Origin of the sequence: Pantoea sp. Lu_F5_004 (genome assembly GCF_051136245.1) — a bacterium.
Classification (GTDB): Bacteria; Pseudomonadota; Gammaproteobacteria; order Enterobacterales; family Enterobacteriaceae; genus Pantoea; species Pantoea agglomerans.
Genome location: NZ_CP194946.1, coordinates 1,495,254 through 1,512,173, shown reverse-complemented (window position 1 = coordinate 1,512,173; position 16,920 = coordinate 1,495,254). Strand labels below are relative to the sequence as shown.

Genomic DNA, 16,920 nt, shown 5'->3' with positions numbered 1-16,920 from the left:
TCAGAAGGAGAACCCTTGTTTATTGCGGCGCAGATCTTCTTCTACCATCATTGCACACAATTCTTCGAGCGTGGTTTTTGGTTCCCAGCCCAGAATATCTTTCGCACGCTGTGGATTACCAATCAGTAATTCTACTTCAGCAGGACGATAGAACTTAGGATTGACCTTAACCACCACTTTATTAGTGGCTACGTCGATTGCAACTTCCTGGTCATCTTTGCCTTCAAAGCGCAACTCAATGCCAGCTGCTTTGAACGCCATTGAAACGAAGTCACGGACTGTTTCAGTGCGGTTGGTTGCCAGGACAAATGTATCTGGCTCATCAGCCTGCAGCATACGCCACATGCCTTCAACATATTCCTTAGCAAAGCCCCAGTCACGCTTGGCGTCCATGTTACCTAACTCAAGCACATCCAGCTTACCGAGCTTAATTTTGGCTACTGAATCGGTGATCTTACGGGTCACAAATTCCTGTCCACGCAGTGGTGATTCGTGGTTAAACAGAATGCCGCTTGATGCGAAGATGTTGTAGCTCTCACGGTAGTTAATGGTCATCCAGTGGGCATACAATTTTGCAACGCCATACGGGCTACGCGGATAGAAAGGTGTATCCTCTTTCTGCGGAATAGCCTGCACTTTACCAAACATCTCTGAAGTAGACGCCTGATAGAAACGAATTTTAGGGTTAACGATGCGAATAGCTTCTAACAGGTTTACCGGACCAATACCGGTAATTTCAGCGGTGGTCAGCGGCTGGTCGAAAGAAACACCTACAAAGCTCTGAGCCGCAAGGTTGTAGACTTCGGTCGCTTTGCTTTCCTGAAGTAAACGAATGCTTGATGACAGATCAGTCAGATCATATTCGACCAGGTGAAGATTAGGATTTTGTTTAATTCCTAACTCTTCAATACGCCAGAAGTTTACTGAACTTGTACGACGATAGGTGCCAAAGACTTTGTAACCTTTATTGAGCAAAAGCTCAGCGAGATAGGCACCATCTTGGCCAGTGATACCGGTGATTACAGCAACTTTGTTAGACATGCAAAAATCCTTAAAATTAATTCTGTTTTGAAGAATCGAATGAAACAAGCGTATTGATGAAATCTTTCGTAGTCAAAAATGAGAAGCGTTTTTTCTCAGTAAAATTAGCATAGTTGAGCAATTCAACTCTTTCGGACCCCGTTGAATCAAGAATAATGACATCTTGTGGATTGAGGAGGTCAGTAAACAACTCCTCGCTATTTAATCCTTTTTCTTCGGCTTGTTTAATGAGGAGCCAGTAATCACCCGTATGGAAAATATGCTTCACATTATTTTCAGTCGAGGCACGGCAATAAAGCTCTTTAGTCTCACGCAGCTGTTCTAGCCCAGGATTAAAAATAAAATATGTTCCTTTGTTAGAGACATCAAGAACGTCGTCAGATAAAGACATTCCTTTTAGTGGCAAGATCCCGCTGGTGAAAGATTGTGAAAGCACAAGTCTTCTATCAGCCTTACTATAATGTACAGGCTCAACATGTACGTCATCTGGCACATCAATAAGTAGCTGGTGAATGAGTGTCAAAACCATTGGGTCAATTGATTGATTTAAATAAGCGCTGACATCAATAAATAGCTTATGTCCAGAGTTCAAAGTAGCCGTATCAGCAATAGCCTGAGAAAACCGATCAATTGATTCATTACTTAATGCATCAACCACTTCAGAATCAGACAATATATTCCTGGTGAAATCAGTAGTGCTGTAAGCTTTTTCAATGGCATTAAAATACATCTGAGCACATTTTTCAGGTGAGTGCTGATTATCAATAATATATCGAGCACGATCAATCAACTTCTCACGATGAACAGAATCTGTCAGGAGTAAGTTCAAAGCGCTCACTAGTTCATCATTAGTAAATTCATCGGGAAGAAGAAAAACAGCTTCATTATCTAACTCAGCCATACTTCCATTAGCATTAACTATTGTGGCAAGTCCATAATTCATGCAGTCGAGCACAGTTCCTGAAGTTTCACCCCTTGAAATAGCGCGTAACTGTATTCCTATATCCGCTGCAGATAACCATTTAACGTATTCCTGATCATTTACCCAACCAGTAATGCTGATCGCATTTTTTGCAGGTGAACTTTCAATCATGGAACGTATTTTTATCCCATAATCACTTTCTTCAGAGTTATCCCCTACAAAAACGAGTTTTGCGTTGTTATTCTCTGCGTAAATCTTATCAAATGCTTCAATTATTCTATGACTCTGTTTAGAGAGTGAAGTAAACCCTAAAGATATAATAACAAGATCATTTGAATTAATATTCAATGCTTTTCTTGCCACATCTTTATCATTACTTACCGGTGGGGTACGCAGATGTGGGATAAACTCAAACTTGCTACGGTCCAGATGACGATACCATTTATGACTGAGATTAGCTGAATATTTTGAATGAAAAATAATAGCGTGTGAATTTTCCAAGACAGGAAGATTACACGGGTATTTGTTCATTCCTTTTTCATTATTAATCTGCTTGTTATTATACATAACGGCTCGATATCCATGCGACTCATATAATTTGTCATTAAATGAATCGCCGTCTGAATCATGTACCGTAGCCCAATGAACACCTCCCGACAGGAAGAAATCATGTAGCACAGTTACCCCTGGATGCGTTTTCACCAACGGGTACATATGGGCATGAAAGCTTGAATTGCCTACCTGATATAACACCCTGTCGTATTTACTATAATTACTTTTAAAATCTTCAATATCGACACAGTGGCAGTGAAATAATTTTTTTTGCTGCAAAACAGCATCGCTATTTGTCACTAAATCAATATCATAAAATTTACTTAGCTCAGGAATTAACTCTGCACTATAGGATCCTATCCCACTTTTCTCTGGTGGCAGCGGGGAGATGAAAGCTAATTTAGGCTTAGCTTTATTCAAATTCGATTTCTTTAAAGGATAGCTATAATCTTTAGAATGAGCCATCTCCATAGAATCTAACAGCTTTTTAGCAGAAATGTTCCAACTAAACTTTTTCACCTGCTTTTCTGAGTGGGCAATGATTTTCGCACGAAAATCATTGTCACATAATACCATTTTTAACTTCTCAGCTATCTCAAGTAGGTTATGAGGATCAAATTGCGCTTCTTCATAATCTAATACCTCTGGAAGACTTGAGACATTACTGACAATGACAGGCTTACCACACTGCATTGCTTCAAGAACTGGAAGGCCAAAGCCCTCATGCCAAGATGGGAATACAAAAGCATGGCATAAATTGTAAAACATCAATAGTTCTTCATCAGAAACATAACCAGTAAGTACGAATTCATCGTCAGCTATGCCTTTTGAAATTGCATGCGATCTTAAGGCCGTTTTATCAGCAGCAGGAATGGAACACACAATAACAAGTTGATGCTTGACCCTGAGTGATTTTGGTAGTAAAGCATAACTGTCAATTAATGCGTGAAGGTTTTTTCTAAAGTCCCATCCTCCCGTATACATTAAAAAGTCATTTTTAATGAAATACTTATTTAAAACGGCTTTGGTGTCCTCACTCTTATAATGAGTTACCTTAAATTTTTCGTCCGCAGCTGTAGAGATGTTTTTTACAAACGCAGGATCCCAGTCAAGATATTTTATTGCTTCAGAACCAGCAGACTCAGATATACTAAAGAGATAGTTGGATCTTTTTAAGTAATCAAGCTTATTTTCATACCATCCTTTCAAAATATTGTTACTTAGATACTTCTCAGGATAAATAAGCGGAATCAGATCATATAAAATCACACCTGTCTTAAATGATTCACTTCCATCTAAATAGCTAATAGTATTATCGCCCAGCCCTTCAAATATACTGGTGATTAATAAAAAGTCAGGATTTAATGAGCTTACAAAATCTTTATATATTTTCTCTGATATCATCCTGTTATCGTCATTCTCTGACAATAGATAAGAGGTCGGTATCAAGGGATACCAGAACTTAACTTTGATACCATCAAGATTAAATATCCGTTGGAACTCTTGAAATGAATCATCAAAAGCGCCGTTAAAAAGTAAAATATACTCATGCCGGTCCTTCGATTCAACCATAGCTCTAACTAAAGATAGCGTATAGCGTCCAATACCACGATTTCTACTCGCTGATTGCCATCCTTGCATATCTATAACAATACGCATAATTATTCCTTATCAGTATCTTTGTGGGTAATCTTTTGAAAACGAATTCTGGTACTGATAACTCTCGCTTTTTTTGAATATGAATTCGGTGTATGGATCACCGGCGCAGGTGCACTTTCATAAAAGAATCGGGCAATATGATTAGATAAACCCGTTTTAACAACCAGTTCTCTCAGGTAAGCTTTAATTTTCGGGAAGCGGTTAAGCTCAAGCATCAAAAATCTAATCAATGCTTTTGGTGATTCTTTTTTATTAAAATATTTAATAAATTTATACAGCTTAATAGAATATACTTTTGCCCCCCTCATTGGCCTTGTCATTTTCCATGAGGTGCTTTGATGCATGAGTGCTATATGATGACGTAACGCCCAGTTTTCATGATGATTTTCATCAACTTTCTTTTGCAGCCTCTTCTCACTCTTTTTCAGTGATTTTATTTCCTTTGATAGCCTGGTTATTTCACTATCACGATCTTGAATCTTAAGTTCCTTTTTATATTCAGAAAAAAGAACGAATGAGTCAAAAACATTTGGTGGATTTGAAAAATGAATAGCTAAATCTTGATGTTCTTTTGCAAGATAAAATCTGTTTAGACCGTCATCATATACAAAATCATAATTGCATGAGGTGATCAAAGACTCCCACTGCTGATGGTTTTTTTCTTGCGACATCGGGATCGTTGCTTCAACGATAATAATCCAAGGACGATTTTTATTCCAGTCACAGCCTTTAATAACGCTACTTTCAAATCCTTCAACATCAATCTTTAGGAAATGAACATCTCGATTGTCAGGTATATACTCATCGAATATAAAATTTAAGGTAGTGATATTTACTTTATCTTGTGCCGAAATGTAACCTTTTCCCTCATGGTCATGGCTTACATCATTGCTTAATGTCGATAGCCCAGTATCACTGATGAAGTTCATTATCCCTTCACCCTGTTGATCAGAAATTGCAAGCTGTAAGTTTAGATCTTCAGGACGTTCGTTTACATAACGTGAATAGAATTCAGGATTAGGTTCAATATTGATTCCTCTCCATCCGGAATCATAAAAGAATTTCGTAACAGAATCTTCTTCAGGCCAGGCAGCACCCACATCGACATAAAAGCCTTTATCAATATGCTTTAAGGCTCTCCATAAAATTAAATCTTCGAAATTTTGAGCATAACTAATAAATTTCATTTTTCTTAATCTCTATGTCAGGGTCGATCCAGGCAACACCTGCAAATTGTTCTTTGTGTGCATTAATTACATTAAAAACCAGCGCTAAATCACGCCACTCGTAATTATCAACCAGGTGTGTTTCTGAACTCACTAGCGCTGTCTGAACAGAGTAACTTCCAACACCGATGTTCATACTGAATTTAAATTCGAAATCATAAATTTCGTCTTTTTTTACATCAAGTATTACGCGGTCTTTTAATAAAGTGTTAGTACCATAAATAACCTGACCTAATCGGTCTTTAAAAGAGTAACCAACAACGAGTCGAGGGAGATCTTGATTAATTCTAACACGAATTAACAAGGTTGCGTCTTCACCGACATTCAGATGTTCAGATAGCTCACCCTTTTTGTCATAAATTTCTGTTGCTATAACATTCGCTTCGCCAGTTCCTGATACAGTCTGTATTTTTCCGTCATCAGTTACCTTTTGCTGTATAGATCTTTTTTCTTTATCGGCAAGAAGTGCATTATAGTAATCCATTACTGCTTCTGGATTACCTTCAAACTCTTTACGCCCCTCATTAAGCAAGATAGCCCTATCACAGATACTTTGAATAGCCGCCTTATCATGCGAGACAATCAGTAAAGTGGTTCCCTGACGAGCATAATTTCTAATGCGGTCAAAGCTTTTATGTTGAAAATAGCTATCACCAACGGACAAAGCCTCATCTACAATCAATATATCTGGTCTTACAGCAGTAGCTACGCTAAAAGCTAATCGCATTTGCATACCACTTGAATAGACACGCACAGGTTGATCGATGTAATCACCTATCTCGGCAAAGCTTTCAATGTCAGGCATAAGCTGATGCAACTCTTGTACTGAATAGCCTAGCAATTGCCCTGACATAAAGACGTTTTGTCTGCCTGTAAAATCAGGATGAAAACCCATTCCCAATTCCAGTAGTGCTGCAACTCTCCCCTTCAAATTGATCATTCCCTTTGAGGGAATTGTGGTACCTGTAATCATTTTGAGGAGCGTACTTTTACCCGCTCCATTGATACCGATGATACCAACAGCTTCGCCCGGATTAACGGTAAAACTAATATCATGAATAACCCACTTTAAGTCGTGTTTTTTTCCGATACCTGGTATAAACCATTCAGCAAGTCGCCCCCAACGGCTAGAGTATTTTTTGTAAGACTTACCTACATTACTGACAACAATTGAGCCCATTATAATTCATCCACCATTTCGCCGACGTTTTTACGAAATAATCGCATACCTAATCCCATGAGCAATATTCCAATAATTAAACTGGGGAGGAGTGAAGGCCAGTCTGGGCTTTTGCCTTGAACGAGGATGTTATGGCTGCCTTCAATAATTGCTGCCATCGGGTTTAACTTTACTAAATCTTGAAACTTTTCCGGTATAATATTGATTGGATAAACTATTGGTGTGAACCAAAACCAGAACTGCATGAAAATCGTTACTGTTTGACCGACATCGCGAAAGAATACATTCAGAACACCAACAACCATTCCTAAACCGATGGCAAAAATAATTGCCACGGCCAGAACAGGGAATATTTCAAAGTAAACGATACCTGGGAATGATCCCGATAAAATAAGAAAAATAGTAAACAAAAAGAAAATTATCCCGAAATTAACTAAAGCATTACATATTAATGTTACTGGAAGGCATATTCTGGGAAAGTTTATCTTCTTAATGATGTTTGCATTATCTATAAAGACGTTCTGACTTCTCGAAACTATTTCGTTGAAAATACTCCATGTAAATGTACCTGCACACAAGTAAATGCTATACGCAAATGCATTGTCTACACCCGGGAGTTTTGCTCTCATAATTTGAGAAAAAATCAACGTATAGACGACAATCATTGATAGTGGATTTATAATGTTCCAGGCAGCACCCAGTAGAGAGTTTTGATATTTCGTTTGAAACTCTCGCTTAATATTGCCATAAATAAAACCTCTATACTGTACTATGGATCTAAATAGTCCGGTCATACTAATCCCTCAGCTTTTATGATTTCTTCAAGCTGTGTGACGATCGTTGAGATAAGAGCAGTATTGCTCTTGGATTCTACATTCAACCTGAGTAATGGCTCTGTATTAGATGTTCTGACATTCATCCGCCATTCAGAAAAAGATATACTCAACCCATCCGTGTTATCTGCCATTAATGCCTGACCTGCATAGCGAGAATTGATGTCTTGTAAAATGCGCTTTGCGTCAGCAACTTTGTAATTAATCTCACCGCTACAAGGAAACGCCTCAACCCGTGCTGAAACCATTTTAGACAATGTCTCACCTTTCACCGCCAGCAGTTCTGCCACTAACAGCCATGGGATCATGCCGCTATCACAGTAGGCAAAATCACGGAAGTAGTGATGCGCACTCATCTCGCCGCCGTAGATAGCATCTTCCTCGCGCATACGCTCTTTAATAAACGCATGGCCCGTTTTTGACATCACAGGTACGCCACCGGCTTTGGTAACAACATCAATAGTGTTCCAGGTAAGTCTTGGATCGTGGATGATTTTGGCACCCGGCTCTTTTTGCAGAAATGCTTCCGCGAGAAGACCCACAATGTAATAGCCTTCAATGAAATCTGCATTCTCATCGAAAAGGAAACAGCGGTCAAAATCACCGTCAAAAGCGATACCCATATTCGCCTGATGCTCACGAACCGCATCAGAGGTGTCTTTACGACACTCTGGAAGCAGCGGATTCGGAATGCCATTCGGAAAGTTGCCGTCTGCTTCATGATGCACTTTGATAAACGACACCGGCGCATTGGCCTGCTTAAAGCGTTTTTCAATCTCATCGATGATATGACCCGCAGCACCATTTCCTGAATTGATCACCAACTTCATCGGTTTGGTGAAATTATTCAGGTCGATGTAGCTCATCAGATGATCGACATAGGCATCCAGTACAGAAATCTGGTTATAGCTGCCGCGTTTGCCCTCTTCTACCGGAGCAAAATCATTGGCTTCCGCCAGACGCTGAACGTCACGCAGACCGGTGTCACCGCTGACCGGGCGTGCACCTTCGCGTACCAGTTTCATGCCGTTGTAGTTCATCGGGTTATGGCTGGCAGTGACTTCAATGCCGCCATCAATGCCTAAATGAAACGTGGCAAAATAGATCTCTTCTGTTCCGCTCATACCGATATCGAGCACGTCAGTGCCCGCATCCCGCAGTCCATTAGCCAGTGCCAGCTTTAACGACTCGCTGGTCAGTCGGACATCGCCGCCCACCACAATTGTTTTTGGCCGGACAAATTCGCCATAGGCGCGACCAATGCGGTAGGCAATATCTTCATTCAGTTCAGTGCCTAACTCGCCACGGATGTCATAAGCTTTAAAACAGGTCAGTGCTGCCATGATGTTGTCTGTCCTTACTTACTTGCAAACTGTTGTTTAATCAAAATGAGGTCGTCATCGCCAAGGTAGGAACCCGACTGAATTTCCAGCAGTTCTAATGGAATTTTGCCCGGATTTTCTAAAGTGTGTGGATGACCAATTGGGATAAAGGTTGACTGGTTTTCTGTCAGCAGCAGGGTCTTATCCTGAATGGTAACCTTTGCTGTGCCGGAGAGGATGACCCAGTGTTCGGTCCGGTGATAGTGCATCTGCAACTCAAAGGCTTCACCCGGCTTAACGGTAATGCGGTTCACGTTGAAGCGACCCGTATTGACCACCAGATCGCAACGTCCCCATGGCCAGTAGGTTTCACGATGGCGACGATATTCGCTGCGGCACTCGCTTTTCAGGAATTCAACCACGCGCTTAACATCCTGCACTTGATCTTTACGCGCGACCAGTACGGCATCCTTGGTATTCACAATCACCAGGTTTTCAACGCCAATGGCGGCAACCAGCTGATCTTCACTGTTGATGTAGCAGTTTTTGGTATTGTGCAGGAAAGTGTCGCCCTTCAGGGAGTTGCCGTGTGCATCTTTATCATTCACTTCCCACAGCGCAGACCAGGAGCCCACATCACTCCATCCGGCCGCCAGCGGTACGACGACTGCGGCATCGGTCTGTTCCATGACGGCATAATCCACTGACTCATCAGGACAGGCGATAAAGTCATCTTTATCAATACTGATGAAATCGTTGCCTTCTTTGACGTTCGCCATAGCGCGACGGCAGGCTTCCAGAATATCCGGACGGAATTTCTCCAGCTCCTGCAGATAGCGCTTGGCCCGGAACATAAACATGCCGCTGTTCCAGTAGTATTCACCGGACTCAAGATACTGCTCAGCAGTGCTCTGGTTCGGTTTTTCGACAAAGCGCTGAACCTGATAAGGACCATTTTCTGCGCCGGGCAGCGCTTCGCCACGCTGAATGTAGCCGTAGCCGGTTTCCGGGCCGGTTGGCACGATGCCGAAAGTCACCAGCTTGCCCTGTTTGGCATAGGCAGTGGCAACCTTAATTGCCTGATGAAATGCAGCATGGTCTTCAATCACGTGATCGGCGGCCAGCACCAGCAGAACCGGATCATCACCCTGCTCCACAGCGTTCAATGCTGCCAGAGCGATAGCCGGAGCCGTGTTGCGCCCTACCGGCTCGAGAATGATGTTATGTGACAGCTTGTTAATTTGGCGCAACTGCTCAGCCACCAGGAAACGATGCTCCTCGTTGCAGATGACCATCGGTGCGCGTGCTTCGACGCCGCTCAGACGATTAACGGTCTCCTGCAGCATAGAGTGCTCACCATGCAGACAGATAAACTGTTTTGGGTAAAGTTCGCGGGAAAGGGGCCATAAACGGCTGCCGGTTCCTCCGGCCATGATTACGGGAAGTAACATTCCACATCCTCTAACAAATTTAAACATGCTATGCATATACGCGGGTCAATTTTTACTCATTGCGAGTAAATGGCCACGCTACCGCCCCTGGCTTGCAGCAACCAATGCGCTGTGTGAAAGGAATCTCCCCCTCACAGGTTAGCTTGTCGATGCGCTGATTATATTTTATTCAATCGCATACGGGCTCCGGGATAACTGCAAATATTACATTTTGTGCGGCAAAAATAATATGCCTAATCTTTCATTGCCAGTGACAAAACTTAAGTGTGACTAAACATTGATCTCATCCTACATGAGTAAATGTAATCACTGGCAAAACAGCATAGTAGCGTATGGGGAATCGCGCTTTGCGCCTCTTCACAGAGTCGGATTACCCGCTATTGTGATTAAACACTACAGAAGCCAGACCAGGATAATTCCGTATTAGGTCATCAGTCAGTCACAATCTGGCATTGAGGTGAGGAGAGTGAGCATTAATATGCAATTTCTCTTAACGCAGGCACAAAAAAACCCGGCCAGAGCCGGGTTTTTTTGAATTTCATCGCAGACTACCGAAACCCATCCGGGTTTTTACTCTGCCAGTTCCACGTATCGCGCATCATCTCATCGATGCCGCGCGTCACGCGCCAGTCGAGCGTCGTGTTTGCCAGTGACGCATCGGCCCAGAACGCAGGCAGGTCGCCATCGCGACGTGGCTTGATCTCAAACGGGATCGCCTTGCCGGACGCCTTCTCAAACGCTTTGATCATCTCCAGCACCGAGAAGCCTTTGCCGCCGCCCAGGTTAAAGGCGGTGTAGCCCTCAACTTTGCTCAGATAATCCAGCGCTTTCAGGTGCCCTTCCGCCAGGTCAACAACGTGGATGTAGTCACGCAGACAGGTACCGTCTGGCGTATCGTAATCACCGCCAAACACGCCCAGCTTTTCCAGACGGCCAATTGCGACCTGTGCAATGTACGGCAGCAGGTTGTTTGGGATGCCCGCTGGATCTTCACCGATTTCGCCTGACTCATGCGCGCCAACCGGATTGAAGTAACGCAGCGCAATCGCCTTGAACTTCGGCTCCGCTTTGGCGAAGTCGCGCATCACGAATTCGGTCATCAGCTTAGAGGTGCCGTATGGACTGGTGGTACCGCCAATCGGGGTAGTCTCAACGTAAGGAACCGGGGCATCTGCGCCATAAACGGTTGCTGATGAACTGAAGATAAAGTTCCAGACGCCGGCATCACGCATCTCTTCCAGCAGCACCACGGTGCCCGCGACGTTGTTCTCGTAGTACTCCAGCGGCATACGCGTGGATTCACCAACCGCTTTTAGCGCTGCGAAGTGGATTACGGCTGAAATGCTGTTGGATGCAAACAGGTCACGCAGACAGGCGCGATCACGGATATCGCCTTCAACGAAGGTCGCTTTTTTACCCGCCAGTTTCTCAACGCGGTTAATCGCTTCGCGTGAGGCATTGCAGAGGTTATCCAGAACCACAACATCATCACCGCGCTGCAACAGCGCCAGTACCGTATGGGAGCCGATATACCCTGCTCCGCCCGTGACTAAAATTGCCATGTGAGCTCCTTTCAATCTGCCGCGCAGGACGCGGCAAATAAATTACTGTTGTTTTGCGAGGATGGTCTGGATAGCTTCGCGGAAATCGCGACCCTGCGCGTTGCTGCGCAGGCCGTAAGAGACAAACGCCTGCATGTAACCGAGCTTACGACCACAGTCGAAACTGTGACCGGTCAGCAGCGAAACATCAACGGTTTTATGTTTGCTCAGGCTGGCGATGGCATCGGTCAGCTGGATACGGCCCCACGCGCCTGGCTCAGTGCGCTCCAGTTCCGCCCAGATATCAGCAGAAAGGACATAGCGGCCTACCGCAGCCAGATCAGAGTTCAGTCCGGCGGTATCTTCAGGCTTCTCAACGAAATCGGTAATGGTGCTGATGTCGCCAGGGTGATCAATCGGCTCTTCAGTAGTGATTACTGAGTACTCAGAGAGATCGGACGCTGGCATATGCTGCGCCAGGACCTGGCTGTGGCCGGTCTCTTCAAAACGGGCAACCATCGCCGCAAGGTTATAACGCATGTGGTCAGCGGTGGAGTCATCCAGCAGCACGTCTGGCAGCACGACCACAAACGGATTGTCACCGATCATCGGACGGGCACAGAGAATCGAGTGGCCCAGGCCCAGCGGCTGTGCCTGGCGCACGTTCATGATGGTTACGCCTGGCGGGCAGATAGACTGCACTTCGCTCAGCAGCTGACGCTTCACGCGCGCTTCCAGCAGCGCTTCGAGCTCATAGGTGGTGTCGAAATGGTTTTCTACGGCATTTTTCGATGCATGCGTGACCAGCACAATCTCTTTAATACCCGCGGCAACACACTCGTCAATGATGTACTGGATCATCGGTTTGTCGACGACAGGCAGCATCTCTTTCGGAATGGCTTTAGTCGCAGGGAGCATATGCATACCGAGGCCCGCAACCGGGATTACTGCTTTAAGCTTGGTCATATTTATTCCGTTTAATAAAATGAAGATGTGGGTCGATTATGCAGGATCGGCCGGAAGAGCAAGTATAATCTTTATCTGAAAATCGGACAGTAACTCTCTGTCATAACTTGGAAATTCGGCATTTTGCCCATTGCCAGCAACGGCATAAACTGAATAAAGACAATCAGTAATCGAATATCGCCTCTGTTATTTCCACCCCGGGTCGCCGCGCGGCTGAGACCAGCCATAAATGAAAACGGGCGACCCTGAGGCCGCCCGTTGATATAACGTAATTGTGATTACAACCAGCCTTCAAACCATTCCGGCATCACAAACAGATTAAAGTGATTGACCAGCAACATTATGCCGACAAATACCACCGACACCGCCACCCATTGCCGGGCATAGGGAATAAACCGAATGCCAATCACTGGCTTGATAAAGAACGGATGAGCCAGTGCCGATATCAGGATCTGCGAGATGGAGAGCGTCAGCGCCACATAGAGCACGTTCGGCCAGATAAAGGTGGTCGCCAGCACCGCCAGAACCACAATACTCGCCACGATGTTCCAGTAGAACTCAACGTTGGTCCGTCCGTTGGCCTGGGAAATCGCGCCGGTCAGACCGCCCATCGGCCGCAGCATACCAAACAGCAGCATCAGCGGGATCAGGTGATAGACCTGCTCATGCGACGCGCCATAAAGTACACGCACAATGACGGGTGACAGGATACCAATCGCAAGGTACATCGCGCTGCTGAACAGCATGATCCCCAGCGTGCCCTTCAGGAACAGCTTCTTCAGCTGCTCGGCATCGTGCTGCTTCTCTGCAAAGCGTGGCAGTGCCAGTCGGTTAATCACCGGCGTCACCAGCTTCAGCGGTTGCAGCACCAGCTCTTTCGCCAGCGAGTAAACACCCAGCATCTCTGCACCCATCACTTTACCCACTACCAGCGCATCGGCCTGGGTACGCAGCTGGTTAATGGTCTGCGAGCCGAGCTGATAGCTGCCGTAGCGAATCGCGCCGATAAAGGTCGCTTTATCGAACTCCCAGGTTGGACGCCACGACTTCTCACCCAGCGCAATCATGCAGAGGATGCGGGTAAAGGCGTTGATGAACAGACCGAGAATCGCCGCTGCTACGGTGAGCGAGGTGAACTCCAGCATCGCCACCACACAGAGGAAGGCAAACAGCTTGGTGCCCATCTCAATCTTCGCCAGCGAAACCATCCGCTTGGTTTTGATGTAGTGCGCCTGATACTGCGACAGATGACCCAGCACCAGGAAGTTGAGGCTGGTCAGCATGATCAGACCCACCAGCTCCGGCAGATGATAGAACCAGGAAACCGGGAAGGCGATCAGCAGCATGATCAGACCGGTACACAAGCTGAGTGAGACGTTCACCCAGTAGATAGTGCTCTGCTCACGACGGGTAATGTTCTGGCGATGCACCAGATAACTGCTCATTCCCATATCCTGCAGCACACCCGCCACCGCCAGGATGGCGTTGATGATGGCTAACAGCCCCAGCTCGTGGGTTTCCAGTTTGCGGGCGAGAAAGCTTAGCTGTGCAACCTGCAGCACCGCAGAAAAGCAGGTGCTGCCGAACAGCCAAATCGCCTGTGACTTAAATCCACTCACACCAGTCGCTCCAGAATCTGTGCCAGTTCGCCGTAGGCGATATGCTGATTAAATTCAGTCTCAACTTTGTGACGGGCGGCCGCGACCACGGGCGCCACATCCACTTCACCCTGAGAGAGCTTCAGCAGCGTCTCCGCCAGCGCCTCAGGATCGTCCTCTTCCACCAGCCAGCCAGATACGTTGTTCTCGATTAGCTCCGGAATGCCGCTGTGGAAGGTTGAGACCACCGGCAGGCCGACCGCCATCGCTTCCATCAGTGCGACCGGAATACCTTCCATATCGCCATCTGCGGCGGTTTTGGAGGGCAGCAGGAAGATGTCAGCCTCACTCAGTGCGCGACGGATCTCCTCCTGCGGTTTAAAGCCCGGCATGCTGACACAATCTTCCATTCCCTCGCGGGCGATGAAATTACGCATCATCTCATCCTGATCGCCGTTACCGATAATGGTGTACTGAAACTGACCGCCACGCTGCTTCAGGATGGCGCTGGCTTTGACCGCCACATCCAGCCCTTTCTTCTCGGTCAGACGTGCCACCGAAACGATACGCAGCGGCGTCTGAAACGCCTGGCGCGGCTGGAAGTTAAACTTCTCCGGCTCAATGCCCATACGCGTAACGTGAATTTTTTCCGGCGGGCAGCCCATCTCAATCAGCTTGTTCTTCCACAGATTGCTGATAGGCAGCATCAGCTCACTCTGGCGGAACAGATTCACATAGTCGAGTTTGTGCTCTTCCAGAATGTGACGACGGGAAATATCGGCACCGTGAAACACGGTCGCCTGTTTACCCTTGAGCACGCCCAGCTCACGCAGTTTGTTCGCCAGGGCACCGGCATAGCCGAAATGCACCAGGAACACATCTGCGGTGAAGGTCTGCTTTGCATTCGCCACAATCGACGGCAGCAGCAGTTTGCTGGACTGCGCGCCATAACGGCGCACATTCAGCGAACGCAGCAGCGACGGCTTCGTCACTTTTGGCAGCACCAGCTTAATGCGCTGGTTCAGCTTATCGACAATCGAGACCTTCTCTTCCGGCAGCAGATAATGCGTTTTCGCCGCCAGGCCATACTCATCAAAAGCGGCATGCCGGTTCACTAAATCGCCGGGAAAGACTGAAATAATCTCCACCTCGTAACCGGCATCAATAAAATGGGTTACCTGATTTAATACGAATGTCTCAGAGGCAACCGGGAAACGCATGGTGAAAAAAGTCAGTTTCATCACATTACCCTAATACTTTGAGAATCTCTTCAGTGATCCGGTTGCCAATTTCCCTTTCATTCGCAACGGCCGTGTCGACCTTAAGCTTGATGTTGTCGTAATCGGCAAGCACAGTTTTCACTTTATCGATTAGCGAGCCATCCATCAGGCTTTTCACATCGGTTGCCATCTGCGGCAGACCAAGCTGGTTCATCACACCCATCGACTTGTGCTCGTAGTTGATCGCCACAGCCGGGGTGCCAAAGTTCATGGAGATAATCGCCGAGTGCAGGCGGGTACCAATGGTCAGATGACAATGATTCAGCAGGATGCCCAGCTCCAGGTCATTAAACTCATCCATGATGACATGGTAATGTTCAGGCTGCGCTACGTGGTCACGCAGGGTCAGTGCGACCATGCGGTCATCTTTGGCATAGCTGTCGATGCCGGTACAGGTTGAGAACGCCACGACCTGATAACCTTCCGCGATCATGGCATTGATCACCCGGCCAAACGCCGCTTCATACTCTTTCTGCGTTACACCCAGACGTTTATCAAACGGTGCCAGTTCACGCACGGTAATCGCGATGGTTTTACGGCCATCGATAATGCCCTGCCAGTAGAGCAGGTTATGGCTCGGGTTTTCGACTTCGCGTGCCCGCACCAGGAAAGCGGTATCAACGCCAGACGCGATTTTAGAGCTGGTCACGCCATCGCGCTTCATCAGGTCAAGGCTGACCGATTCACGCAGCACCAGGCTGTCGACCCGATCAAAGACAAAGTTCGCCAGCGCATTGACGCGCGGGTTCTGGAATGGCCCCACCGAATGACCGATCAGGTAGATCGGCTTTTTTGCCATCAGCGCACAGAGCGCATGATCAAACTGGGTCACGCCATAGAGGTCAACGAAGAACGATCCGCCAACCTGAATAATCGCATCATATTTTGCCAGGCTGTCAGTAAACGCCTTCAGGTGCGGGGGTACAGAGAAAGACTTAAAGATGCCGCCCTTGCCCAGATGCGCCATCATGATATCGGGCATCAGGCGGTTCGCAACTTTACGCTTAAACGACCCGACCAGGCCTTTGCCTGATTTGCTGTTGTGCAGATACAGCGCGTCCTGCTGAATATCCTGCTGGAGCAGATAACCGGAGCTGGTTGGATAACGGCTTATAACATCAATCTCTAAATCACTGCGTGCAGACTTCATTGAATCAATCAGTCCACGAAGAATCGCGCCATCCCCGCGATTCCCACACGTGTGGTTACCCACCAATAAAATTTTCATAACAACTCCGAATAAATTTTTTTAATTCTGTAAGCCGCCCAGATCCGCAATGGGCAAAATGAACTCTGTTTAAAGTCATGCTTTACGGGATAACGCACCCAAAGGTAGTGCTCCTGTTAAA

The 16,920-nt window shown here is 46.2% G+C and carries 12 protein-coding genes; all 12 read right to left on the bottom strand.

All coding sequences use genetic code 11. From position 1 onward, the window contains the following. The gene (gmd, locus tag ACR8BN_RS06955; protein ID WP_434747447.1) at positions 1-1,041 is read right to left on the bottom strand and encodes a GDP-mannose 4,6-dehydratase; all 1,041 of its coding nucleotides are present in this window, start codon (positions 1,039-1,041) and stop codon (positions 1-3) included. A 16-nt stretch (positions 1,042-1,057) separates the two neighbouring features. Beyond that, complete coding sequence (locus ACR8BN_RS06950) at positions 1,058-4,174, bottom strand: glycosyltransferase (RefSeq protein ID WP_434747446.1); 3,117 nt, start codon at positions 4,172-4,174, stop codon at positions 1,058-1,060. A 2-nt stretch (positions 4,175-4,176) separates the two neighbouring features. After that, positions 4,177-5,361 carry an FkbM family methyltransferase gene (locus tag ACR8BN_RS06945; protein ID WP_434747445.1) on the bottom strand — a complete coding sequence of 395 codons (1,185 nt, stop codon included), beginning with the start codon at positions 5,359-5,361 and terminating at the stop codon, positions 4,177-4,179. Next, a complete protein-coding gene (locus ACR8BN_RS06940; RefSeq protein ID WP_434747444.1) occupies positions 5,348-6,580 on the bottom strand; it encodes an ABC transporter ATP-binding protein in 1,233 nt (410 codons plus the stop codon). Before ACR8BN_RS06940 ends, ACR8BN_RS06945 begins: the two co-directional genes overlap by 14 nt. Next, positions 6,580-7,374, bottom strand: a complete 795-nt coding sequence (locus ACR8BN_RS06935; protein ID WP_434747443.1) for an ABC transporter permease — start codon at positions 7,372-7,374, stop codon at positions 6,580-6,582. Before ACR8BN_RS06935 ends, ACR8BN_RS06940 begins: the two co-directional genes overlap by 1 nt. Continuing rightward, the gene (gene cpsG / locus ACR8BN_RS06930) at positions 7,371-8,756 is read right to left on the bottom strand and encodes a phosphomannomutase CpsG (protein ID WP_434747442.1); all 1,386 of its coding nucleotides are present in this window, start codon (positions 8,754-8,756) and stop codon (positions 7,371-7,373) included. Before cpsG ends, ACR8BN_RS06935 begins: the two co-directional genes overlap by 4 nt. 14 nt (positions 8,757-8,770) lie before the next feature. Further along, positions 8,771-10,186 (bottom strand): mannose-1-phosphate guanylyltransferase/mannose-6-phosphate isomerase, encoded by a 1,416-nt coding sequence (locus ACR8BN_RS06925; protein ID WP_434747441.1) that lies wholly within the window; start codon positions 10,184-10,186, stop codon positions 8,771-8,773. Positions 10,187-10,734: 548 nt separating this feature from the next. Next, positions 10,735-11,748, bottom strand: a complete 1,014-nt coding sequence (gene galE / locus ACR8BN_RS06920; RefSeq protein WP_010670976.1) for a UDP-glucose 4-epimerase GalE — start codon at positions 11,746-11,748, stop codon at positions 10,735-10,737. A 42-nt stretch (positions 11,749-11,790) separates the two neighbouring features. Further along, positions 11,791-12,693, bottom strand: a complete 903-nt coding sequence (gene galF, locus ACR8BN_RS06915) for a UTP--glucose-1-phosphate uridylyltransferase GalF (RefSeq protein WP_039391521.1) — start codon at positions 12,691-12,693, stop codon at positions 11,791-11,793. 278 nt (positions 12,694-12,971) lie between these two features. Continuing rightward, positions 12,972-14,312: a lipopolysaccharide biosynthesis protein gene (locus ACR8BN_RS06910; RefSeq protein ID WP_031591354.1), complete on the bottom strand. Its 1,341-nt coding sequence runs from the start codon at positions 14,310-14,312 to the stop codon at positions 12,972-12,974. After that, positions 14,309-15,532, bottom strand: coding sequence for a glycosyltransferase (locus ACR8BN_RS06905; protein ID WP_031591356.1), 1,224 nt, complete (start codon positions 15,530-15,532; stop codon positions 14,309-14,311). The genes ACR8BN_RS06910 and ACR8BN_RS06905 overlap by 4 nt, the downstream gene beginning before the upstream one ends. A 4-nt stretch (positions 15,533-15,536) precedes the next feature. Continuing rightward, the gene (gene wcaK / locus ACR8BN_RS06900; RefSeq protein WP_368656809.1) at positions 15,537-16,799 is read right to left on the bottom strand and encodes a colanic acid biosynthesis pyruvyl transferase WcaK; all 1,263 of its coding nucleotides are present in this window, start codon (positions 16,797-16,799) and stop codon (positions 15,537-15,539) included. Positions 16,800-16,920 lie beyond the last annotated feature (121 nt).